At 45.3% G+C, this 21,890-nt stretch carries 20 protein-coding genes and 2 riboswitches; all 20 genes read left to right on the forward strand.

Annotated features, from left to right (window positions below; translation table 11 throughout):
* Window positions 1-16: 16 nt before the first annotated feature.
* The 20 genes from NZD81_RS19155 (at window position 17) to purH (ending at window position 21,875) form a co-directional block, all read left to right on the forward strand.
* A complete protein-coding gene (locus NZD81_RS19155) occupies window positions 17-2,230 on the forward strand; it encodes a transglutaminase TgpA family protein (protein ID WP_282374038.1) in 2,214 nt (737 codons plus the stop codon).
* A 162-nt stretch (window positions 2,231-2,392) separates the two neighbouring features.
* Window positions 2,393-3,934 (forward strand): glutamine-hydrolyzing GMP synthase, encoded by a 1,542-nt coding sequence (guaA, locus tag NZD81_RS19160; RefSeq protein ID WP_024571783.1) that lies wholly within the window; start codon window positions 2,393-2,395, stop codon window positions 3,932-3,934.
* Between the two features lie 109 nt (window positions 3,935-4,043).
* The gene (locus tag NZD81_RS19165) at window positions 4,044-4,577 is read left to right on the forward strand and encodes a sigma-70 family RNA polymerase sigma factor (RefSeq protein WP_017695646.1); all 534 of its coding nucleotides are present in this window, start codon (window positions 4,044-4,046) and stop codon (window positions 4,575-4,577) included.
* Window positions 4,559-6,025, forward strand: a complete 1,467-nt coding sequence (locus NZD81_RS19170) for a DUF4179 domain-containing protein (protein WP_289861050.1) — start codon at window positions 4,559-4,561, stop codon at window positions 6,023-6,025. The genes NZD81_RS19165 and NZD81_RS19170 overlap by 19 nt, the downstream gene beginning before the upstream one ends.
* A gap of 147 nt (window positions 6,026-6,172) precedes the next feature.
* Window positions 6,173-6,274: riboswitch (purine riboswitch) on the forward strand.
* Between the two features lie 134 nt (window positions 6,275-6,408).
* Window positions 6,409-7,731 carry a hypoxanthine/guanine permease PbuG gene (gene pbuG, locus NZD81_RS19175; protein WP_040083966.1) on the forward strand — a complete coding sequence of 441 codons (1,323 nt, stop codon included), beginning with the start codon at window positions 6,409-6,411 and terminating at the stop codon, window positions 7,729-7,731.
* 210 nt (window positions 7,732-7,941) lie between these two features.
* Window positions 7,942-8,745: a hypothetical protein gene (locus NZD81_RS19180; protein WP_014663055.1), complete on the forward strand. Its 804-nt coding sequence runs from the start codon at window positions 7,942-7,944 to the stop codon at window positions 8,743-8,745.
* 158 nt (window positions 8,746-8,903) lie between these two features.
* Window positions 8,904-9,071, forward strand: coding sequence for a Fur-regulated basic protein FbpA (locus tag NZD81_RS19185; RefSeq protein ID WP_014663056.1), 168 nt, complete (start codon window positions 8,904-8,906; stop codon window positions 9,069-9,071).
* Window positions 9,072-9,281: 210 nt separating this feature from the next.
* Window positions 9,282-9,836: a DUF2179 domain-containing protein gene (locus NZD81_RS19190; protein WP_009966729.1), complete on the forward strand. Its 555-nt coding sequence runs from the start codon at window positions 9,282-9,284 to the stop codon at window positions 9,834-9,836.
* Window positions 9,836-10,033: an NETI motif-containing protein gene (locus NZD81_RS19195; protein WP_003219403.1), complete on the forward strand. Its 198-nt coding sequence runs from the start codon at window positions 9,836-9,838 to the stop codon at window positions 10,031-10,033. The genes NZD81_RS19190 and NZD81_RS19195 overlap by 1 nt, the downstream gene beginning before the upstream one ends.
* A gap of 79 nt (window positions 10,034-10,112) precedes the next feature.
* A riboswitch (purine riboswitch) is annotated at window positions 10,113-10,214 on the forward strand.
* 141 nt (window positions 10,215-10,355) lie between these two features.
* A complete protein-coding gene (gene purE / locus NZD81_RS19200) occupies window positions 10,356-10,844 on the forward strand; it encodes a 5-(carboxyamino)imidazole ribonucleotide mutase (RefSeq protein WP_014663058.1) in 489 nt (162 codons plus the stop codon).
* On the forward strand, window positions 10,837-11,979 hold the full coding sequence (purK, locus tag NZD81_RS19205; protein WP_134975876.1) for a 5-(carboxyamino)imidazole ribonucleotide synthase: 1,143 nt from the start codon (window positions 10,837-10,839) through the stop codon (window positions 11,977-11,979). Before purE ends, purK begins: the two co-directional genes overlap by 8 nt.
* A complete protein-coding gene (gene purB / locus NZD81_RS19210) occupies window positions 11,976-13,271 on the forward strand; it encodes an adenylosuccinate lyase (RefSeq protein ID WP_003233955.1) in 1,296 nt (431 codons plus the stop codon). Before purK ends, purB begins: the two co-directional genes overlap by 4 nt.
* 73 nt (window positions 13,272-13,344) lie before the next feature.
* The gene (gene purC / locus NZD81_RS19215) at window positions 13,345-14,070 is read left to right on the forward strand and encodes a phosphoribosylaminoimidazolesuccinocarboxamide synthase (protein ID WP_014663061.1); all 726 of its coding nucleotides are present in this window, start codon (window positions 13,345-13,347) and stop codon (window positions 14,068-14,070) included.
* The gene (gene purS, locus NZD81_RS19220; protein ID WP_003219409.1) at window positions 14,063-14,317 is read left to right on the forward strand and encodes a phosphoribosylformylglycinamidine synthase subunit PurS; all 255 of its coding nucleotides are present in this window, start codon (window positions 14,063-14,065) and stop codon (window positions 14,315-14,317) included. Before purC ends, purS begins: the two co-directional genes overlap by 8 nt.
* A complete protein-coding gene (gene purQ / locus NZD81_RS19225; protein WP_014663062.1) occupies window positions 14,314-14,997 on the forward strand; it encodes a phosphoribosylformylglycinamidine synthase subunit PurQ in 684 nt (227 codons plus the stop codon). Before purS ends, purQ begins: the two co-directional genes overlap by 4 nt.
* On the forward strand, window positions 14,981-17,209 hold the full coding sequence (gene purL / locus NZD81_RS19230) for a phosphoribosylformylglycinamidine synthase subunit PurL (RefSeq protein WP_289861057.1): 2,229 nt from the start codon (window positions 14,981-14,983) through the stop codon (window positions 17,207-17,209). The genes purQ and purL overlap by 17 nt, the downstream gene beginning before the upstream one ends.
* Window positions 17,185-18,615, forward strand: coding sequence for an amidophosphoribosyltransferase (gene purF / locus NZD81_RS19235; RefSeq protein WP_003233947.1), 1,431 nt, complete (start codon window positions 17,185-17,187; stop codon window positions 18,613-18,615). Before purL ends, purF begins: the two co-directional genes overlap by 25 nt.
* 100 nt (window positions 18,616-18,715) lie before the next feature.
* A complete protein-coding gene (purM, locus tag NZD81_RS19240) occupies window positions 18,716-19,756 on the forward strand; it encodes a phosphoribosylformylglycinamidine cyclo-ligase (protein WP_014663064.1) in 1,041 nt (346 codons plus the stop codon).
* Entirely contained in the window at window positions 19,753-20,340 is a 588-nt protein-coding gene (purN, locus tag NZD81_RS19245) for a phosphoribosylglycinamide formyltransferase (RefSeq protein WP_014663065.1), read from the forward strand. Before purM ends, purN begins: the two co-directional genes overlap by 4 nt.
* The gene (gene purH / locus NZD81_RS19250) at window positions 20,337-21,875 is read left to right on the forward strand and encodes a bifunctional phosphoribosylaminoimidazolecarboxamide formyltransferase/IMP cyclohydrolase (protein ID WP_014663066.1); all 1,539 of its coding nucleotides are present in this window, start codon (window positions 20,337-20,339) and stop codon (window positions 21,873-21,875) included. The genes purN and purH overlap by 4 nt, the downstream gene beginning before the upstream one ends.
* Window positions 21,876-21,890 lie beyond the last annotated feature (15 nt).

Below are 21,890 nucleotides of genomic sequence, written 5' to 3' on the forward strand. Positions count from 1 at the left end.
GAGGTGACGGGTTCACATGCCGCACGATGATCAGAAGGGAAGCCGTTTGAGCTTGCTGTTATTTTATTTTCTGGCTTTTTTATTGCTGTGGGAGTGGCTCAGGCCGCTCAACAGTTTTACTGAAACGAAACATACGGGGTTTTTTATTGTCTTTATCGGCTTGACGTTTCTGCTGACTTTTTTTCGGATGAGGTGGTTTGTCACCGTTCCTTTTTGTATCTTATTTACATTGCTCTCGATACACATCCTGTTTTATCAAGGATCTATATTCGACTTGAGCTGGATCAGCTCTTTTTTGCAGGATGTCTATCTGAATATCACGCTGATTCAATCAGGGCAATGGAATGACATGATTCCTTCTTTTCGAACCCTGCTGTTTTTTGTACTGCTGTGGCTGCTGGTCTATCTTCTGCATTATTGGGTGATTTACCAGAGAAGAATTTTGTTTTTCTTTATGATGACAGTAGCGTATATTACGATTCTTGATACCTTTACGCCATATGATGCCACTTTTGCCGTCATCCGTATCGTGCTGATCGGCTTCTTTATGCTGGGCCTTTTATACTTAGAACGCATTAAGCTGATGGAAAGAATCACACTGCCAAAAACATCTGTCCTGAAATGGTTTCTTCCTTTATCTTTATTGGTTTTGGCTGCAGTGGGATTCGGACTAGCCGCTCCAAAATCAGATCCGGCCTGGCCTGATCCGGTGCCTTTTCTTAAAAAAATCACTCATCAAGACCGCGTGTCTGCAGGAGAAAGCAAAATCGGATACGGGAATCATGATGAATCACTCGGCGGCCCGTTCCAGCAGGATGCTACACCCGTTTTTACATGGCAGGGAAAAGAGCGGACGTATTTCCGTGTGGAAACGAAGGATACGTATACCGGGAAAGGCTGGGTTGAAACAGACACAGGCATGTCATATCAGCTTAGCGGAGGAAAAGTGGAAAATCTGTGGTTTGACCATAAAGTGGCAACAGAGCGCCGCACAGTCCGTGTAAAGGTTGATAAGCACTATGGGTACAACCATTTGATGTATCCGATTGGTGCGGTCACCATTCAGCCAAAGCAGGCTGTCTCACTTGAAATGAACGGTAACACGGAGCAGATTTCTCCGATCAGTGAACAAGCCGGTGAAATCAGAAATATGGGGAATTATAAAGTAGCGTACAATTCCCCGGTCTATAAGCTGGATGAACTGAGAAAGGTAAAAGTGAGAAAAAACAGTGAGGAGTACACATTCAGCGATCGCTACATGCAGCTTCCAGATTCACTGCCAGAGCGGGTGAGAACCCTTGCGATCAAACTGACTCAGGATCACGACAATATGTTTGATAAAGTGAAAGCGGTTGAGGACTATTTAGGGTCAAATGCGTTCACATATGAAACAGAAAAAGTGACCATTCCTAAGAATGATGAGGATTATGTCGATCAATTTCTGTTTGAAACGAAAATGGGTTATTGTGATAACTTTTCTTCCGCCATGGTGGTGCTCTTGCGCTCGGCCGGTATTCCGGCCCGCTGGGTAAAGGGTTATACGTCCGGCGAATACAAAGAAGCAGGAAACAAAAATGGCAGCATCTACGAAGTGACAAATAACAATGCCCATTCCTGGGTAGAGGTGTATTTCCCAGAACAGGGCTGGGTTACATTTGAGCCGACTAAAGGGTTTACTAATCCGGCTCAATTTACTTCTTCTGAAACAAAGGACTCCGGCAGCGATAACAGCAGCTCGACGAAGAAAACAAAAGAGAAACAGAAAGAAGAGAAAAAACAGCCGCAAAAAGGGGTAAAGCCAAAGGAAAAACGGGAGCCAGCTGTTTCTAAAAAGCCGTCCGCTTCGCATACAAATGCCGGTGCAGGCTGGTATGCAGCGTTTATGGTTCTTGCAGTCCTCCTGGTGGCAGCGGTATTGCTGTATGCTTTCCGTTCGTTATGGATTCCTGTTTTCGCTGTGAGGAGATTGAAGCGGCGCAGCGATCAGCACGCCTTTTTTGAGGCATATGGCGCACTGCTGAAACAACTGAAGAGAAAAGGACTGCCAAAACGAGACAGTGAAACGCTGCGTGATTATGCGAAACGAATCGATGAAAAATACGACATAGAAGACATGTCAAAGCTGACATTAAGCTATGAAAGGGCGCTTTACAGAAATGAAGATTCTTCGGCGCTATGGAATGATTCGAGAGAGTTATGGGAAAATTTAATTAAAAGAAGATGGTCTTGACCACTTATCGACGTGTTGTTAGAATTAGTGAATATTATCGGAGTCTGGGAGCGAGTTGGCCTGACTCCGGCAAACGGCCTTGCCAAAGAGGGCGGAGCGAGCTTCATATCTGTCCTCGTTTTTTTCTGTGTCAAAAAACTTAGAGGAGATTAGGTGACAACCATGACAAAGTTAGTGAATGAAATGATTCTTGTCCTTGATTTCGGCAGTCAGTATAACCAGCTGATTACACGCCGTATCCGTGAATTCGGTGTATACAGCGAGTTGCATCCACATACATTGACGGCTGAAGAAATTAAAAAAATGAATCCAAAAGGAATTATTTTATCCGGCGGTCCAAACAGTGTGTATGATGAAAACTCTTTCCGCTGTGACGAGAAAATCTTCGAGCTTGATATTCCTGTATTGGGAATTTGCTACGGCATGCAGCTGATGACTCATTACCTTGGCGGTAAAGTTGAAGCGGCAAGCCAGCGTGAATACGGAAAAGCAAACATCCACATCGAAGGCACACCTGATTTGTTCAGAGATCTTCCGAATGAACAAGTGGTTTGGATGAGCCACGGCGATTTGGTTGTAGAAGTTCCTGAAGGCTTCACTGTTGACGCGACAAGCCATCACTGCCCGAACTCAGCAATGAGCAAAGCAGACAAAAAATGGTACGGCGTTCAGTTCCACCCAGAAGTGCGCCACTCTGAATACGGCAATGATCTTCTGAAAAACTTTGTATTCGGTGTTTGCGAATGCGAAGGCGAATGGTCAATGGAGAACTTTATCGAAATCGAAATGCAAAAAATCCGTGAAACAGTCGGAGACAAACAGGTTCTTTGCGCGCTAAGCGGCGGCGTTGATTCCTCTGTTGTTGCTGTTTTGATTCATAAAGCGATCGGCGACCAGCTGACTTGTATCTTTGTAGACCATGGTCTTCTCCGTAAAGGCGAAGCTGAGGGTGTTATGAAAACATTCAGCGAAGGCTTTAACATGAACGTGATTAAAGTAGACGCACAAGATCGATTCTTAGATAAACTAAAAGGCGTTTCTGATCCTGAGCAAAAACGCAAAATCATCGGTAATGAATTCATTTACGTATTCGATGATGAAGCGGACAAGCTCAAAGGCATCGACTACCTTGCACAAGGTACGCTTTACACAGATATCATCGAGAGCGGTACCGCAACGGCGCAAACGATCAAATCTCACCACAATGTCGGCGGGCTTCCTGAAGACATGCAGTTTGAGCTGATCGAGCCGTTAAACACGCTCTTCAAAGACGAAGTGCGCGCGCTTGGCACAGAGCTCGGCATTCCGGATGAAATCGTGTGGCGCCAGCCGTTCCCAGGACCGGGACTCGGAATCCGCGTTCTTGGCGAAGTAACAGAAGAAAAACTAGAAATCGTTCGTGAATCAGATGCAATCTTGCGTGAAGAAATTGCAAATCACGGCTTAGAGCGTGATATCTGGCAATACTTCACGGTTCTTCCTGACATCCGCAGCGTTGGTGTTATGGGTGACGCAAGAACATATGATTACACAATCGGAATCCGCGCCGTTACATCAATCGACGGCATGACATCTGACTGGGCGCGTATCCCGTGGGATGTGCTTGAAGTCATTTCGACACGTATCGTAAACGAAGTGAAGCACATTAACCGCGTGGTGTACGATATTACAAGCAAGCCGCCTGCGACAATTGAGTGGGAATAAGTAAATAACAATGAGAAAAACGTCCCTTTTTCAAAAGGGGCGTTTTTTTGTTAACTTTTTGAAACCGTTTCGGCAGTTTTCGTATCTAACAACATAGGAGGTGGATAAGGTGAAGGAAGAAAGATTGATTACAAAGGCGAGAAAAGGAAATGCTCGGGCCTTTGAAAAGCTTATGCTGGCACATCAGGAAACTTTATATAAAACCGCTTATCTTTATTTAAGAAATAAAGAAGATGCACTTGATGCTGTACAGGAAACAGCTTATAAAGCTTTTATCAGTATAGAAAAACTAAAAGAACCAAAGTATTTTTTAACGTGGCTTACTCGAATATTGATTCATACCATTTTTGCCATGAATAAAAAGAAAGGAGATTTGGTTCCGTTTGAGAAACATCATGATGCTGGAACCAATCAAGCAAATATTGAGGAATACATAGACTTGCGAAATGCGATTGATTTACTTGATGAACATGTTCAGCTCACGATACAGCTCTATTATTTTCAAGATTATTCGATTTCAATGATAGCTGAACAAACAGGAATGGCAGAAGGCACAATTAAAACCCATTTACATAGAGCGAGAAAAGCATTGAAACAGGAGCTGGAAAAGGAGGATCAAAACAAATGGACAAACACCAAATGAAGCAGATATTTGATGACATTGAAGTGCCTAAGACAGCGCTAAAAAAAGCAATACATCAAGCTGTTGTTCGTGCTGAAAATGAGAGTAACACAAGGCGCCGTTTTAAATGGGCACGAACTATTACAAATGGAATCGCTGTTGCTGCTGTGGTAGGTATACTGTATTTAACGTCCGGTCTTTTTCTGCCTTCTGTAAACAAAGCGATGGGGAGCATACCCATTGTCGGCCAAATTTATAAGGAGTTTCAAGATAAAGTTGGTCTATCATTATTTAAAAGCAATCTGGTCACAGCTTTGAATGAAAAAGCTGAGTCAAGGGGAATCACTGTTTCGGTAAACAGCTCGTATTACGATGCCGGGCAGCTTGTGTATAACTTTACTGTTGATAACCTCCAGTCTGATGAAAAAGAGCTCAGTTATAATGTGAGTAAAGCGAGTTTTAACAATAATTTTTCAATCAACTACGATTCCTTAATGCTCAAAAAATTAAATAACAAACAATATGCTGGTCAATTAAGGCTTTATACAAAAGGGACAGAAATAAAAAATGGGGATACCGTGCCTTTTGTGATTACTCATATCAATGAAATACAGGGAAATTGGAGATTCAAACTGCCTATTACCAAAAAGAATGCTAGTTATTTAGAAAGCTCGAAAGTGGTATCAGTGCAACACAATCGTTATCAATTTTCCAATATTCAAGTGGAGAACGGAAAGCTCGGATCTGTCCTTCAATTTACAATCGATTATCAAGGCGTAGCAAAGCATGATACGGTTGAAATTAACGAAGTCAAAGATGATTTAGGGAACACATATGAGATGACAGCGTCAAACATCCAACTTGGAGACCGCAAAAAAGTAAACGAGAGAACGGTAAGAGCAAAAGGACAAACACAGTTAGAATCACCAATTAATCCAAAGGCAAAAAAGCTAACATTAATAGCAAACAATAAATCTGAGGCAGAGGACAGTGAAATCGTCCCGCTAAATGCAGAGATGCCGTTTCATATTTCAGAAACAAACCATCAAAACATAGGGATTGAAATCAATAACATTAACCAAAAAGGGAGGAAAGTATTGGTTCATTATCGCTTCACTGGAATTGATACCTCAAGCATGAATGAAAATGACTTAGTGAATATCGGTGAAACGATTGGCCTTGGTGATTCGAAAAAAATGCAATCTTGGCTTGATCCAGTGGGTGATTATGAAGAAGGTTATTATTTGAAAGCAAATATAGCTAAAGTGAAAAATATGAACAAAGCGGAAATGGTGTCTACTTTTGAACTTGATGATGATTATAATGATAAGCTGTCTTTAAAGCATTTTGAGTTTAATGAGTACGGCTTGTATATTGATAAGAGCGTTTTAAATCACCTGATTCAACAAAAGCCAATCTCGTTTACTGTACCAGTTCATCAGGTGAGTCAGCCTACCGAAAAAAAATAATCATAAGTCGAAAAGCCGTATGTTGTCATACATACGGTTTTTATCATTGTTACCAATTTAGTCAATAGACGAATAAACCAATTTTTTTAATAAGTAATGTTCGTTATTTATATTGTCATTTCAAAATGAACTTGGTACAATAGACACAGAAATCAAATAAGATGAATTCGTATAATCGCGGGGATATGGCTCGCAAGTTTCTACCAAGCTACCGTAAATGGCTTGACTACGTAAACATTTCTTTCGTTTGATATAAATAAAACACGTTTATTTATTCGAACTGAAATCCGTCTGTAGTCAAGCGTCCCAAAATTATTGGGGCGTTTTTTATTTGGCGATTTCAGGGCAGGATAAATAGCAAAGAGTGAAGGGAGTCAAATAGCTTGAAAAAGTATTTTCAGTTTGATGAGCTGGGCACCAGCTATCGCAATGAAATCATTGGCGGATTAACGACTTTTTTGTCTATGGCATATATTTTGTTCGTCAATCCGATTACGCTTGCTTTGGACAGCGTGAAAGATTTTCCGGAGGCGCTGAGAATTGACCAAGGTGCGGTCTTTACGGCGACAGCGCTGGCGTCTGCAGCAGGATGTATCTTAATGGGATTAATAGCGAGATATCCGATCGCCATCGCGCCCGGTATGGGGCTGAATGCGTTTTTTGCGTTTTCTGTTGTCCTTGGTATGGGCATTTCATGGCAGGCAGCTTTGTCTGGTGTTTTTATTTCAGGTCTTATTTTCGTTGCTCTTTCTTTAACAGGTTTTCGTGAAAAAATCATCAACGCCATTCCGCCTGAGCTGAAATTGGCAGTCGGTGCGGGGATCGGCCTGTTTATTACATTCGTTGGCTTACAAGGATCAGGAATCATTACTGCAAATCCTTCTACGCTCGTCACGATCGGAAACATTCACAGCGGTCCTGTGCTGTTAACCATTTTCGGTGTGATTGTAACAGTTATTTTAATGGTGCTTCGCGTGAACGCAGGCGTGTTTATCGGGATGCTGTTAACAGCGGTTGCCGGCATGATTTTCGGTTTGGTTCCGGTTCCGACTCAGATCATCGGAAGTGTGCCGAGCCTTGCGCCGACTTTCGGACAAGCGTGGATTCACCTTCCTGATATTTTCTCCGTACAAATGCTGATCGTTATTTTAACATTCTTGTTTGTCGGATTTTTTGATACAGCTGGTACACTTGTTGCTGTGGCAACACAAGCTGGTTTAATGAAGGAAAACAAATTGCCGCGTGCGGGGCGTGCGCTTTTAGCTGATTCATCTTCTATTGTGATCGGTGCCGTGCTTGGTACGTCTACAACAACTTCTTACGTGGAATCAAGCTCAGGTGTCGCTGCGGGTGCCCGTTCAGGATTTGCCGCAATTGTAACAGGGATTCTCTTTTTACTGGCTACGTTTTTCTCGCCGCTCCTATCGGTCGTCACGTCAAATGTAACAGCGCCGGCGCTTATTATTGTTGGTGCATTGATGGTGGCGCCGCTTGGCAAAATCGCTTGGGATAAGTTCGAGGTGGCCGTTCCTGCTTTCCTTACCATGATCATGATGCCGTTAACGTACAGCATTGCAACTGGCATTGCCATCGGATTTATTTTCTATCCGATTACGATGGTGTGCAAAGGAAAAGCCAAAGAGGTTCATCCAATCATGTACGGGCTGTTTGTTGTATTTGTCCTGTACTTTATCTTCTTAAAATAAGGAATGAAAAACCAGCTGCCGGTGCAGCTGGTTTTTTTGTTGCAAAAGATAAAACCATTTCATACGATATACCGTCATGTAGATGTGAAGCCATGCTTTACTTAAATGGAAATGACTTGACTGTTCAGGAAGGCTTCGGTACCTTATATAAGTGTTTTATTTTCTTGCTGAATGGTATTCCGCCGTATTTTTTTGATAGGAGTTGCTGACATGACGGAAGAAAGAAAAGAAACGTTTGAAGAAGAAATTAACCAGAGTGAAAGAATAGATGCAGATGAAGAACCGCTATCGAGAATGTCCAGAAAGGCAAGCCGCCAAAGCAAGCAGAAGCAAAAACAAAAGCAGAAACCGCGCCAGGAACGCGGTGAATCGGCTGTTAAAGACAAGCTTGCGTCTGTATGGGCAGCCATCAACAGATACTGCGGTTTTGCATTCTCGATTTTAAAATCACCGGCGAAAACCGTCATAGCGGATGGTTTTTCTCATTATAAGTACGGTCTGATTTCAATGCTTATATTCAGTGTGATCTTTTCAATTGGGAACTGGTTTCAGTTAAAGGCGAGCTGGAACCGGCCGCTCGGTTTCGGAGAACGCCATCATGCTTTCTATGACGGGTTTTTAGTTGTTCTAGTGTATTTGCTGATCTTTTTCGCGGTAATGGTCTTTGCTATATGGGCTGTCTCCCGCTACATGATGAAGCAGAAGGTGACGTTCAGAGAAGCGGCTGCCGTATTGGGTTCATTGCTTGTACCGGTGATAGCTGTTTCAATTATATGGCTGATCTTTGCGATCGTGAATATCCCAATGCTGACAGTTCTGTTTACGGTGCTGATCCTGTTTTCCATCTTTTTTATCATCGCGCTGTATGTACAGCGGGTGTACCAGGCGGCAGAAGATGCACCGATTGATTATATCTATTGTGTATTGGCTGTGGTGGGGATAGCGCTGCTATTTATGGCAGTGACTTGGCCATTTATTTCTGAATATTTCACGGCATCGCTGATTCCGCTTTAATGAAAAAACCGGCTCAAAGCAGCCGGTTTTTTCATGTCACACTTTTTACAAATATATCTAAAAAACATAGTTGATTTGTAGGATTAACCCGTGTATGATGGGGAAAATGCTGTAAACGTCCAGCGCAAAAACCTTTATATTGAAGGAGGATGATGGACATGGCTGAAGTACTTCGCCGCGCAATTAATCAAAAGAAGCAATTTTTAAAAACCAAATTACTGCTCTCGGAATTTTATCAGGGAAGAGGGGAACAGCTGGCCCACTACACGCTTAGTGAGCTTGAGAAAGAATACAAGTCCCTTCTGAAAATGAAAAAAGAGATCTGACAATAGATGAGAAGAGGTGAGTCTGCTGAAAAGCGGGCTTTTTTTGATTTTGAAAAGGTGAGAAAGCGGGTAAACTACTACTGTTTAACCTCATAAAGCGTGTCGAAATATTTTCCTTAGGCTTTGGGCCTCGGCTCATTGTAAACGACTCATTTCTCTAGTAGAATATGAATGCTTTATGCAAGCTGAAGAGTAGGGGGATGAAATAAAATGATGCAAACCATCTTATCAAATGGGATAGCCATGGTTCTCATAATTCTCATTATTAATATTGTCTATGTGTCATTTTTTACGATAAGAATGATATTAACGCTGAAAGGACAGCGTTATTTAGCGGCCGGCATCAGCACGATTGAAATACTGGTTTATGTGACAGGGCTGAGTCTTGTGCTTGACAACCTAGACCAGATTCAAAACGTGATCGCGTACGCGCTCGGTTACGGTCTTGGCGTGATTGTCGGCATGAAAATAGAAGAAAAATTGGCGCTTGGCTATATTATGGTCAACGTCATTACGAAGGAGCTCGATCTTGATCTTCCGAAGCAGCTCCGTGAAAAAGGCTACGGCGTGACAAATTGGGTGGCCGGCGGACTCGAAGGTGACCGTACAGCCCTTCAGATTCTGACGCCTAGAAGATATGAACTCCAGCTATATGATACGATTAAAACACTTGATTCAAAGGCCTTTATTATTGCGTACGAACCAAAAACAATCCACGGGGGCTTCTGGGTCAAAGCGGTGAAGAAGAGGAGAATTAAAGAATAATGGCAAAGCCGAAGAAGAAAAAGTTTGAAGTGACAGAGCAGCAAACGATTGATGCGGTGCTTCAGCAAATGAAAGAAGAAGGTTATCTGCCTGTAAGGCGAATGGAAGAGCCTATTTTTATGGAAAAAAAGGAAAATGGGTCAATTCAGATCGTTCCGTGCGGGAAAAAAATCGTATTTGAAGGGAAATTGATCTAAAACACGAACATTAGTAGAATGAATTTTTGTATTGTTCGATAATATCGTTGACATTATCCATGTCCGTTGTTAAGATAAACATGAAATCAAAACACGACCTCATATAATCTTGGGAATATGGCCCATAAGTTTCTACCCGGCAACCGTAAATTGCCGGACTATGCAGGAAAGTGATCGATAAAACTGACATGGATATATCGCAGAAGCGAACGACTGACGATACATGTACCATGCCCGGTTTGTATTGCTTCCTCATAAGTGCAATGCAAATTCGGGTATTTTTTATTTTCTGAAAACTAAAGCATTAGAAGGTGGGAACAGAATGCAGCCGCTAGTAGGAATCATCATGGGAAGCACTTCCGATTGGGAGACAATGAAACACGCATGCGACATACTTGACGAACTTAATGTTCCGTACGAAAAAAAGGTCGTTTCCGCTCACCGGACGCCTGATTTTATGTTTGAATACGCTGAAACCGCCAGAGAAAGAGGCATCAAGGTGATCATCGCCGGCGCCGGTGGAGCGGCGCATCTGCCTGGGATGACGGCGGCGAAAACAACGCTTCCGGTCATTGGAGTGCCGGTTCAGTCCAAGGCGCTGAACGGCATGGATTCACTGCTATCCATCGTCCAAATGCCTGGAGGCGTACCTGTTGCGACGACAGCCATAGGCAAAGCGGGCGCAGTGAACGCAGGCCTGTTAGCGGCGCAAATTTTGTCAGCTTTTGACGAAGATCTTGCCCGTAAGCTGGATGAGAGAAGAGAAAATACAAAACAGACGGTGTTAGAAAGCAGTGATCAGCTTGTCTAAACAAATCATCTATCCGGGAGCTGTAATCGGCATAATCGGCGGCGGCCAGCTTGGGAAAATGATGGCTGTATCCGCCAAACAAATGGGGTATAAAGTCGCGGTCGTTGATCCTGTGAAAGATTCGCCGTGCGGGCAGGTTGCGGATGTCGAAATTACCGCTCATTATAATGACCGTGAAGCGATTCGACAATTGGCTGAAATCAGCGATATCATCACATATGAGTTTGAAAACATTGACTATGATGCGCTGCATTGGCTGAAAGACCATGCATATCTCCCGCAAGGAAGTGAGCTGCTGCTCATTACCCAAAACCGTGAAACAGAGAAAAAAGCAATCCAAGCCGCGGGCTGTGAAGTCGCCCCGTACAGCATCGTCAAAACACAGAATGAATTGAAACAGGCGGTACAGGAGCTCGGGTTACCCGCAGTGCTGAAAACATGCCGCGGCGGGTACGACGGCAAAGGCCAATTTGTGATAAAAGAAGAGGCGCAAATGGAGCAGGCAGCCGCTCTTTTAGAACACGGAACCTGTATTCTTGAAAGCTGGGTTTCTTTTAAAATGGAATTGTCAGTGATTGTCGTCAGATCGGTAAACGGAGAAGTTTCAACATTTCCGGCAGCTGAAAACATTCACCACAACAATATTCTTTTCCAAAGCATTGTGCCTGCACGGGCCGGGGAAGGGATTCAGCAGAAGGCTGCTGAGCTGGCCGTTAAGCTTGCTGATGAGCTCAATCTTGTCGGGCCGCTTGCTGTTGAGATGTTCCTGACAGAGGACGGAGAGCTTTTGGTTAATGAACTGGCGCCAAGACCGCACAATTCTGGGCATTATACGCTGGACCTTTGCGAGACGAGCCAGTTTGAACAGCATATCAGGGCGGTATGCGGGCTCCCGCTTGGCAAGACAGATTTGCTGAAGCCGGGCATGATGGTGAATCTTCTCGGCAATGAAGTAAAGCTTGTTGAGGAAGACCCGGATCTTTTAAAAGAGGCAAAGCTATATATATATGGAAAACATGAAATCAAAAAAGGCCGCAAAATGGGGCATATTACATTTATGAAGCAGCCTGAAGACGAATGGATTCAGGAGATCACAAATAAATGGATGAATAGAGACGGAGGACAAGCAGAATGATCGAACGTTATTCAAGACCTGAAATGTCTGCGATTTGGACGGACGAAAACAGATTTCAAGCATGGCTGGAGGTAGAGATTCTTGCCTGTGAAGCGTGGGCGGAGCTTGGCGTCATTCCGAAAGAAGATGTAAAAGTTATGCGTGAGAACGCGTCATTTGACATCAACCGCATTTTAGAAATCGAAAAGGACACGCGTCATGACGTTGTCGCTTTTACACGCGCCGTTTCCGAATCACTGGGCGAAGAAAGAAAATGGGTGCACTACGGCTTAACGTCAACTGATGTTGTTGATACGGCTCTTTCCTACTTATTAAAACAGGCAAACGATATTCTGCTCAAGGATCTTGAGAGATTTGTTGACATTATTAAAGAAAAAGCAAAAGAACATAAATACACAGTCATGATGGGGCGCACACACGGCGTACACGCTGAGCCTACAACATTCGGCTTAAAACTTGCGCTTTGGCATGAAGAAATGAAACGTAATCTTGAGCGTTTTAAACAAGCCAAAGCAGGCATCGAGGTTGGAAAGATTTCCGGCGCTGTCGGCACATATGCGAACATTGATCCATTTGTTGAGCAATATGTCTGTGAGAAGCTCGGATTGAAAGCAGCACCAATTTCAACTCAAACCCTTCAGCGTGACCGTCATGCTGACTATATGGCAACACTTGCTTTAATCGCGACAAGCATCGAGAAATTCGCTGTGGAAATCCGCGGATTGCAAAAGAGTGAAACACGTGAAGTTGAGGAATTTTTCGCGAAAGGGCAAAAGGGTTCATCTGCAATGCCGCATAAACGAAATCCGATCGGCTCTGAAAACATGACAGGCATGGCGCGCGTGATCCGCGGCTACATGATGACAGCTTACGAAAATGTTCCATTATGGCATGAGCGCGATATTTCTCATTCTTCAGCAGAACGGATTATTCTTCCGGATGCGACAATTGCGCTGAACTATATGCTGAACCGCTTCTCCAACATCGTGAAAAACTTAACGGTCTTCCCGGAAAACATGAAGCGCAACATGGACCGCACTCTAGGCCTTATCTATTCTCAGCGTGTGCTGCTTGCTTTGATCGACACAGGCCTGACACGTGAAGAAGCCTATGATACTGTTCAGCCGAAAGCAATGGAAGCGTGGGAAAAACAAGTGCCGTTCCGTGAGCTTGTGGAAGCGGAAGAGAAAATTACGTCACGTCTTTCTCCGGAAAAAATTGCTGACTGCTTTGATTACAACTACCATCTGAAAAATGTTGATCTGATCTTTGAACGTTTAGGTTTAGCATAGAAGAAGCTTTTAGCGGCTTCTTCTATGCCGCCGCAGTTTGAAAATTCCCAACATTCGGGTTAGGAGGCCTTCCGTGAATATTGTGAAGAATGAACTTTTATATGAAGGAAAAGCAAAAAAGATCTACAAAACCGATGACGAAAACACGCTGTATGTTGTGTATAAAGACTCCGCCACTGCCTTTAACGGCGAGAAAAAAGCAGAAATCAGCGGAAAAGGACGCTTAAATAACGAGATTTCAAGCTTGATTTTCAAACATCTTCATACAAAGGGCATTAACAATCACTTTATCGAGCGCATTTCGGAAACGGAGCAGCTCATTCAAAAGGTAACGATCGTGCCGCTTGAAGTCGTCGTCAGAAATGTTGTGGCAGGAAGCATGTCCAAACGTCTCGGCATTCCAGAAGGCACGGAACTTGAACAGCCGATTATCGAGTTTTACTACAAGGATGACGCCCTGGGTGATCCGCTCATCACCGAAGATCATATTTGGCTTTTGAAGGCGGCGACTCCTGAGCAGGTAGAGACCATTAAGTCCATTACAAAAACAGTAAATGAAGAGCTTCAAAGCATTTTCGACGATTGTCATGTCAGATTAATAGATTTCAAGCTTGAATTCGGTTTAGATGCAGAAGGGCAAGTGCTTTTGGCGGATGAAATTTCTCCTGACACATGCCGCTTGTGGGATAAAGAAACAAACGAAAAGCTGGACAAAGATTTATTCAGACGCAATCTGGGAAGCTTAACCGACGCATACGAAGAGATTTTCAAAAGACTGGGAGGCATTCATCATGTATAAAGTAAAAGTTTATGTCAGCTTAAAAGAAAGTGTACTAGATCCACAAGGGAGCGCTGTCCAGCATGCCTTGCACAGTATGACTTACAACGAAGTTCAAGATGTGCGCATCGGGAAATACATGGAGCTTACCATTGAAAAATCTGACCGTGATCTTGACGTGCTAGTGAAAGAAATGTGCGAAAAACTTCTTGCAAATACAGTGATTGAAGATTACAGATATGAAGTTGAGGAGGTAGTCGCACAGTGAAATTTGCGGTGATTGTGTTACCCGGCTCCAACTGTGATATCGATATGTATCATGCTGTAAAGGATGAGCTCGGCCATGAAGTGGAATATGTCTGGCATGAGGAAACAAGTCTTGACGGCTTCGACGGCGTGTTAATTCCGGGAGGATTTTCTTACGGCGATTACTTAAGATGCGGCGCCATCGCCCGATTTGCGAATATTATGCCAGCTGTCAAACAGGCGGCGGCTGAAGGAAAACCTGTTCTTGGCGTCTGCAACGGATTCCAGATTTTACAGGAGCTTGGGCTTCTGCCAGGCGCAATGAGACGCAACAAAGATTTGAAGTTCATTTGCCGTCCGGTTGAATTGATTGTGCAGAACGACGAAACATTATTCACAGCTTCCTACGAAAAGGGACAATCGATTACAATCCCGGTTGCCCATGGTGAAGGGAATTTCTACTGTGATGACGAGACGCTTGCTTCATTAAAGGAAAACAATCAAATTGCTTTCACATACGGCTCTAATATTAATGGAAGTGTCAGCGACATTGCCGGTGTCGTGAATGAGAAAGGCAATGTATTAGGCATGATGCCTCACCCTGAACGCGCGGTCGATGAACTGCTTGGAAGCGCCGACGGTCTTAAATTGTTCCAGTCTATCGTGAAAAATTGGAGGGAAACTCATGTCACTACTGCTTGAACCAAGTAAAGAACAAATAAAAGAAGAGAAACTGTATCAGCAAATGGGTGTCAGTGATGATGAGTTTGCATTGATAGAATCCATTCTTGGAAGATTGCCGAACTACACTGAAATCGGAATTTTTTCTGTCATGTGGTCTGAGCATTGCAGCTACAAAAACTCAAAGCCGATTTTGCGTAAATTCCCGACAAGCGGCGAGCGTGTGCTGCAGGGGCCGGGGGAAGGCGCCGGAATCGTTGATATCGGTGATAACCAAGCGGTTGTCTTCAAAATTGAATCACATAACCACCCATCAGCTCTAGAGCCTTACCAAGGCGCTGCCACTGGCGTAGGCGGAATCATCCGTGACGTATTCTCGATGGGTGCCCGTCCAATCGCTGTATTGAACTCTCTTCGATTTGGTGAACTGACTTCACCGCGAGTGAAGTACTTGTTTGAAGAAGTAGTAGCGGGTATCGCCGGATACGGCAACTGTATCGGCATCCCGACAGTCGGCGGAGAGGTGCAATTTGACAGCAGCTATGAAGGAAATCCGCTTGTCAATGCCATGTGCGTCGGTTTAATCAATCATGAAGACATCAAAAAAGGCCAGGCGAAGGGTGTCGGCAATACCGTAATGTACGTAGGAGCGAAAACCGGGCGTGACGGAATCCACGGCGCTACGTTTGCTTCTGAAGAGATGTCAGACTCATCTGAAGAAAAGCGTTCTGCTGTCCAAGTCGGCGATCCGTTTATGGAGAAGCTTTTGCTTGAAGCGTGTCTGGAAGTCATCCAATGCGACGCCTTAGTCGGCATTCAGGATATGGGAGCTGCCGGTTTAACAAGCTCAAGTGCAGAAATGGCAAGTAAAGCCGGCTCTGGTATTGAAATGAACCTTGACCTGATTCCTCAGCGCGAAACAGGCATGAGCGCGTATGAAATGATGCTTTCTGAATCACAGGAACGGATGCTTTTGGTCATCGAGCGCGGACGTGAGCAAGAAATCATCGATATTTTTGATAAGTACGATCTTGAAGCGGTTTCTGTCGGACGTGTGACAGATGATAAAATGCTTCGCCTGACACACAAAGGAGAGGTTGTGTGCGAGCTGCCTGTTGATGCCTTGGCAGAAGAAGCACCGGTTTACCATAAACCTTCTCAAGAGCCTGCTTACTATCGCGAGTTTTTGGAAACGGACGTTCCTGCCCCGCAAATTGAAGATGCGAATGAAACGCTGAAGGCGCTTCTTCAGCAGCCGACGATTGCGAGCAAAGAGTGGGTTTACGACCAGTATGACTACATGGTGCGCACGAATACAGTTGTCGCTCCCGGGTCTGATGCTGGTGTTCTCAGAATCCGCGGAACGAAAAAAGCGCTGGCGATGACGACAGACTGTAACGCGCGTTATCTCTATCTTGATCCTGAAGTCGGCGGGAAAATTGCTGTTGCTGAAGCGGCGCGCAATATCATTTGCTCAGGCGCAGAACCGCTTGCGGTCACGGATAACCTTAACTTCGGAAATCCGGAGAAGCCGGAAATCTTCTGGCAGATCGAAAAAGCGGCTGACGGCATCAGCGAGGCGTGCAATGTTCTCAGCACACCGGTTATCGGCGGAAACGTATCGCTTTATAACGAATCAAACGGCACGGCGATCTACCCGACACCTGTTATTGGCATGGTCGGCTTAATTGAAGATACAGCACACATTACAACACAGCATTTCAAACAAGCGGGTGATCTTGTGTACGTGATCGGCGAAACAAAACCAGAGTTTGCCGGAAGCGAGCTGCAAAAAATGACAGAAGGCCGCATTTACGGCAAAGCGCCGCAAATCGATCTTGATGTAGAGCTGTCACGCCAAAGAGCACTGCTTGACTCAATTAAAAAAGGCCTCGTTCAATCTGCGCATGATGTGTCTGAAGGCGGCCTAGGCGTAGCGATTGCGGAAAGTGTCATGACGACGGAAAACCTTGGCGCTAACGTAACTGTTGCAGGGAAAGCAGCGTTATTATTCTCTGAATCTCAATCCCGCTTCGTTGTTTCAGTGAAAAAAGTACACCAAGCAGCGTTTGAAGCAGCTGTAAAAGATGCGGTTCATATTGGTGAGGTAACGGCTGACGGAATTCTGGCGATTCAAAACCAAGACGGAAAACAAATGATTCATGCGCAAACGAAAGAGCTTGAACGCGCATGGAAAGGAGCTATCCCATGCTTGCTGAAATCAAAGGCTTAAATGAAGAATGTGGCGTATTTGGGATTTGGGGGCATGAAGAAGCCCCGCAGATCACATATTACGGTCTCCATAGCCTCCAGCACAGAGGGCAGGAGGGTGCGGGCATCGTAGCGACTGATGGTGAAAAACTGACGGCGCACAAAGGCCAAGGGCTGATCACTGAAGTATTTCAAAATGGCGAACTCAGCAAAGTAAAGGGAAAAGGCGCTATCGGGCACGTTCGGTACGCAACGGCTGGAGGCGGCGGATACGAAAATGTACAGCCGCTCCTCTTCCGTTCCCAAAACAACGGCAGCCTGGCGCTTGCTCATAACGGAAACCTTGTCAACGCCACTCAGCTGAAGCAGCAGCTCGAAAATCAAGGGAGCATTTTTCAAACCTCTTCGGATACAGAGGTTTTGGCCCATCTGATCAAAAGAAGCGGCCACTTCACACTGAAGGATCAAATTAAAAACTCGCTTTCCATGCTGAAAGGCGCCTACGCGTTTCTGATCATGACAGAGACCGAAATGATTGTCGCGCTTGACCCGAACGGGCTTAGACCGCTGTCGATCGGCATGATGGGCGACGCTTATGTGGTCGCATCGGAAACATGCGCATTTGATGTTGTCGGCGCAACGTACCTTCGTGAGGTAGAACCGGGTGAGATGCTGATCATCAATGATGAAGGCATGAAATCAGAGCGTTTTTCCATGAATATCAACCGTTCTATTTGCAGCATGGAGTACATTTATTTCTCCAGACCAGACAGCAATATTGACGGTATTAATGTGCACAGTGCCCGTAAAAACCTTGGGAAAATGCTGGCTCAGGAATCCGCAGTTGAAGCTGACGTCGTAACCGGGGTTCCAGATTCCAGTATTTCAGCGGCAATCGGCTATGCAGAGGCAACAGGCATTCCGTATGAGCTCGGCTTAATCAAAAACCGGTATGTTGGCAGAACGTTTATTCAGCCGTCCCAGGCTCTGCGTGAGCAAGGCGTCAGAATGAAGCTGTCTGCGGTGCGCGGGGTTGTAGAAGGCAAACGCGTCGTGATGGTGGATGATTCGATCGTACGCGGAACAACTAGCCGCCGGATTGTCACGATGCTGAGAGAAGCGGGTGCGACAGAGGTGCATGTGAAAATCAGTTCACCGCCGATCGCTCATCCGTGCTTTTATGGCATTGACACTTCCACACATGAAGAACTGATCGCGTCTTCGCATTCTGTTGAAGAAATCCGTCAGGAAATCGGAGCCGATACCCTCTCATTTTTGAGTGTGGAAGGGCTGCTGAAAGGCATCGGCAGAAAATACGATGACTCGAATTGCGGACAGTGTCTCGCTTGCTTTACAGGAAAATATCCGACTGAAATTTACCAGGATACAGTGCTTCCTCATGTGAAAGAAGCAGTATTAACCAAATAAAACTTGAAAATGACATAAAGGCAGCGCAGTTCGGCTGCCTTTCTCTTTCTGCCCTCTTTAGGGGAGATATTTTGAAAAGCGCCTTAAAGGAGTGAATAGGATGTCTGAAGCATATAAAAACGCAGGGGTTGACATCGAAGCCGGATATGAAGCTGTAAAACGAATGAAAAAACACGTGGAGCGCACGAAACGGCTTGGCGTTATGGGCAGCCTTGGCGGTTTTGGCGGCATGTTTGACCTGTCTGAGCTTTCTTATCAAAAGCCAGTTCTCATTTCGGGAACGGACGGTGTCGGCACAAAATTAAAGCTCGCTTTTTCCATGGATAAGCATGACACGATTGGCGTGGACGCTGTTGCGATGTGCGTCAACGACGTGCTGGCACAAGGTGCAGAGCCGCTGTTTTTCCTTGATTATTTAGCGGTTGGCAAAGCGGACCCTGTCAAAATTGAACAGATTGTACAAGGTGTGGCGGACGGCTGTGAGCAGTCAGGTTCAGCCTTAGTCGGCGGCGAGACGGCTGAAATGCCGGGGCTCTATACAGCTGATGAATACGATATTGCCGGTTTCTCAGTCGGAGTGGCAGAAAAGGACGAAATCGTGACTGGAGAAAACATCCAAGAGGGCCATCTCTTGATCGGCCTCAGCTCCAGCGGCCTTCACAGCAACGGATTTTCCCTTGTCAGAAAAGTGCTTCTGGATGATGCGGAGCTGGATCTTGATACAACATATGAACCGTTTGAACGCCCGCTTGGCGAGGAGTTGCTTGAACCGACAAGAATTTACGTGAAGCCTGTGCTTGCCGCAGTCAAAAGCGGAAAAATTGACGGCATGGCGCACGTCACAGGCGGAGGATTTATCGAAAATATCCCGCGCATGCTTCCAGAAGGCTTAAGTGCGGAAATCGATCACGGTTCATGGCCGATCCCGCCGATTTTCTCTTTCCTGCAAGAGTACGGCAAGCTGAAGGAAGAAGACATGTTCAACGTCTTTAATATGGGTATCGGCTTTGTTTTGGCTGTCAAAGAAGAGTATCTGACAGATGTGATCGGAACGCTTGAAAGCCATGGCGAAAAAGCCTATTTGATCGGGCGTGTGAAAAAAGGCCAAGGCGTCACATTTGGCGGTGCGGCACTTTCATGAAAAAGATTGCGGTATTTGCATCAGGAAACGGTTCAAACTTCGAAGCCATCGTCACGCGTTTGAAGGAGGAGAACTGGGATGCGTCAGTAGCGCTCCTCGTTTGCGACAAACCGCAGGCGAAAGTCATCGAACGGGCGGAAGCATTCCACATTCCATCCTTTGCATTTGAGCCGAAGTCTTATGAAAACAAGGCTGCATTTGAACAAGCCATTATTGAACAGCTTCGTCTTCACGAGGTTGAATTGATTGTTCTTGCCGGTTATATGAGGCTGATCGGAGATACGCTCCTTCAAGCATATGGAGGGAAAATCATTAACATTCACCCGTCGCTTCTTCCCGCGTTTCCTGGAATCGACGCAGTCGGACAGGCGTTCCGAGCGGGTGTGAAGGTGGCCGGAATCACCGTGCATTATGTCGATGAAGGAATGGATACAGGTCCGATCATCGCTCAAAAGGCAATCGAAATTGATGAACATGATACATTGGAAACAATCGAACAGCGAATTCACAAGCTTGAGCATAAATGGTATCCGAGTGTGATTAAACAGCTATTAGGATTAAATAACAGAGGTGAAAAGGCATGACCATTAAACGTGCATTAATCAGTGTTTCAGATAAAACAAATCTTGTTCCTTTCGTAAAAGAACTGACAGAGCTTGGCGTTGAAGTCATCTCCACAGGCGGAACGAAAAAGCTTCTTCAAGAAAACGGCGTGGATGTGATCGGAATTTCTGAAGTGACAGGCTTTCCTGAAATTATGGACGGTCGGTTAAAAACCCTTCACCCGAATATTCACGGCGGTCTTCTGGCGGTTCGCGGCAATGAAGAGCATATGGCGCAGATCAATGAACACGGGATACAGCCGATTGACCTCGTTGTCGTCAACCTCTATCCATTTAAAGAAACGATTTCTAAAGAAGACGTCACGTATGAAGAAGCGATTGAAAATATTGACATCGGCGGACCTGGCATGCTGCGTGCGGCATCAAAAAACCATCAGGATGTGACGGTTATCGTCGATCCGGCCGATTACAGCCCAGTGCTGAAGCAAATCAAAGAAGAAGGCAGCGTATCTCTTCAGAAAAAACGCGAACTGGCGGCAAAAGTATTCCGTCATACTGCGGCATATGATGCACTGATCGCTGACTATCTGACAGACGTTGTCGGTGAAAAAGAACCAGAGCAATTCACTGTAACATTTGAGAAAAAACAATCGCTTCGCTACGGAGAAAACCCGCATCAGGAAGCAACATTCTATCAAACAGCACTTCCTGTTAAAGGCTCCATTGCGCAAGCAGAACAGCTCCACGGCAAAGAGCTTTCTTACAACAATATTAAAGACGCGGACGCGGCAGTTCAAATCGTTCGTGAATTCACTGAGCCGGCTGCGGTTGCCGTGAAGCATATGAATCCGTGCGGTGTTGGGACCGGGGAAACAATCTCAGAAGCGTTTGACAGAGCGTTTGAAGCGGATAAAACATCTATCTTCGGCGGCATTATCGCGCTGAACCGTGAAGTGGACAAGGCAACTGCCGAAGCGCTTCACAACATTTTCTTAGAAATCATCATTGCGCCTTCATTCAGCCAAGAAGCGCTTGACGTCCTGACTGCGAAGAAAAATCTTCGTCTACTGACGCTTGACGTATCTGCTGCTGTTCAAAAGGAAAAACAGCTGACATCCGTTCAAGGCGGGCTGCTGATTCAAGATTTAGATATGCACGGCTTCGATGATGCGGAGATCAGCATTCCGACAAAAAGAGAGCCGAACGAGCAAGAGTGGGAGGACTTGAAGCTTGCTTGGAAAGTCGTGAAGCATGTGAAATCAAATGCGATCGTTCTCGCGAAGGACAACATGACAGTCGGCGTGGGAGCAGGCCAAATGAACCGCGTCGGATCAGCGAAAATCGCAATCGAGCAAGCAGGAGAAAAAGCGAAGGGCAGCGCGCTCGGCTCTGATGCATATTTCCCAATGCCGGATACTGTCGAAGAAGCGGCAAAAGCGGGCGTTACAGCCATCATTCAGCCAGGCGGATCGATCCGTGATGAGGATTCCATCAAAAAAGCGGATGAATACGGCATTGCCATGGTATTCACCGGCATCAGACACTTCAAACATTAAGGGGATGAAAACGAC

Source organism: Bacillus sp. B.PNR1, from assembly GCF_030386235.1.
Lineage (GTDB): Bacteria > Bacillota > Bacilli > Bacillales > Bacillaceae > Bacillus > Bacillus stercoris.

Bases quoted from the DNA above. Each gene is read 5' to 3' on its own strand.
- guaA (WP_024571783.1), top strand. From the start codon at position 2,393: ATGACAAAGTTAGTGAATGAAATGATTCTTGTCCTTGATTTCGGCAGT.
- purB (WP_003233955.1), top strand. From the start codon at position 11,976: ATGATCGAACGTTATTCAAGACCTGAAATGTCTGCGATTTGGACGGAC.
- purS (WP_003219409.1), top strand. From the start codon at position 14,063: ATGTATAAAGTAAAAGTTTATGTCAGCTTAAAAGAAAGTGTACTAGAT.
- NZD81_RS19185 (WP_014663056.1), top strand. From the start codon at position 8,904: ATGGCTGAAGTACTTCGCCGCGCAATTAATCAAAAGAAGCAATTTTTA.
- purH (WP_014663066.1), top strand. From the start codon at position 20,337: ATGACCATTAAACGTGCATTAATCAGTGTTTCAGATAAAACAAATCTT.
- purL (WP_289861057.1), top strand. From the start codon at position 14,981: ATGTCACTACTGCTTGAACCAAGTAAAGAACAAATAAAAGAAGAGAAA.
- purE (WP_014663058.1), top strand. From the start codon at position 10,356: ATGCAGCCGCTAGTAGGAATCATCATGGGAAGCACTTCCGATTGGGAG.
- NZD81_RS19195 (WP_003219403.1), top strand. From the start codon at position 9,836: ATGGCAAAGCCGAAGAAGAAAAAGTTTGAAGTGACAGAGCAGCAAACG.
- NZD81_RS19180 (WP_014663055.1), top strand. From the start codon at position 7,942: ATGACGGAAGAAAGAAAAGAAACGTTTGAAGAAGAAATTAACCAGAGT.
- NZD81_RS19190 (WP_009966729.1), top strand. From the start codon at position 9,282: ATGATGCAAACCATCTTATCAAATGGGATAGCCATGGTTCTCATAATT.
- NZD81_RS19155 (WP_282374038.1), top strand. From the start codon at position 17: ATGCCGCACGATGATCAGAAGGGAAGCCGTTTGAGCTTGCTGTTATTT.
- purM (WP_014663064.1), top strand. From the start codon at position 18,716: ATGTCTGAAGCATATAAAAACGCAGGGGTTGACATCGAAGCCGGATAT.
- NZD81_RS19170 (WP_289861050.1), top strand. From the start codon at position 4,559: ATGGACAAACACCAAATGAAGCAGATATTTGATGACATTGAAGTGCCT.
- purN (WP_014663065.1), top strand. From the start codon at position 19,753: ATGAAAAAGATTGCGGTATTTGCATCAGGAAACGGTTCAAACTTCGAA.
- purF (WP_003233947.1), top strand. From the start codon at position 17,185: ATGCTTGCTGAAATCAAAGGCTTAAATGAAGAATGTGGCGTATTTGGG.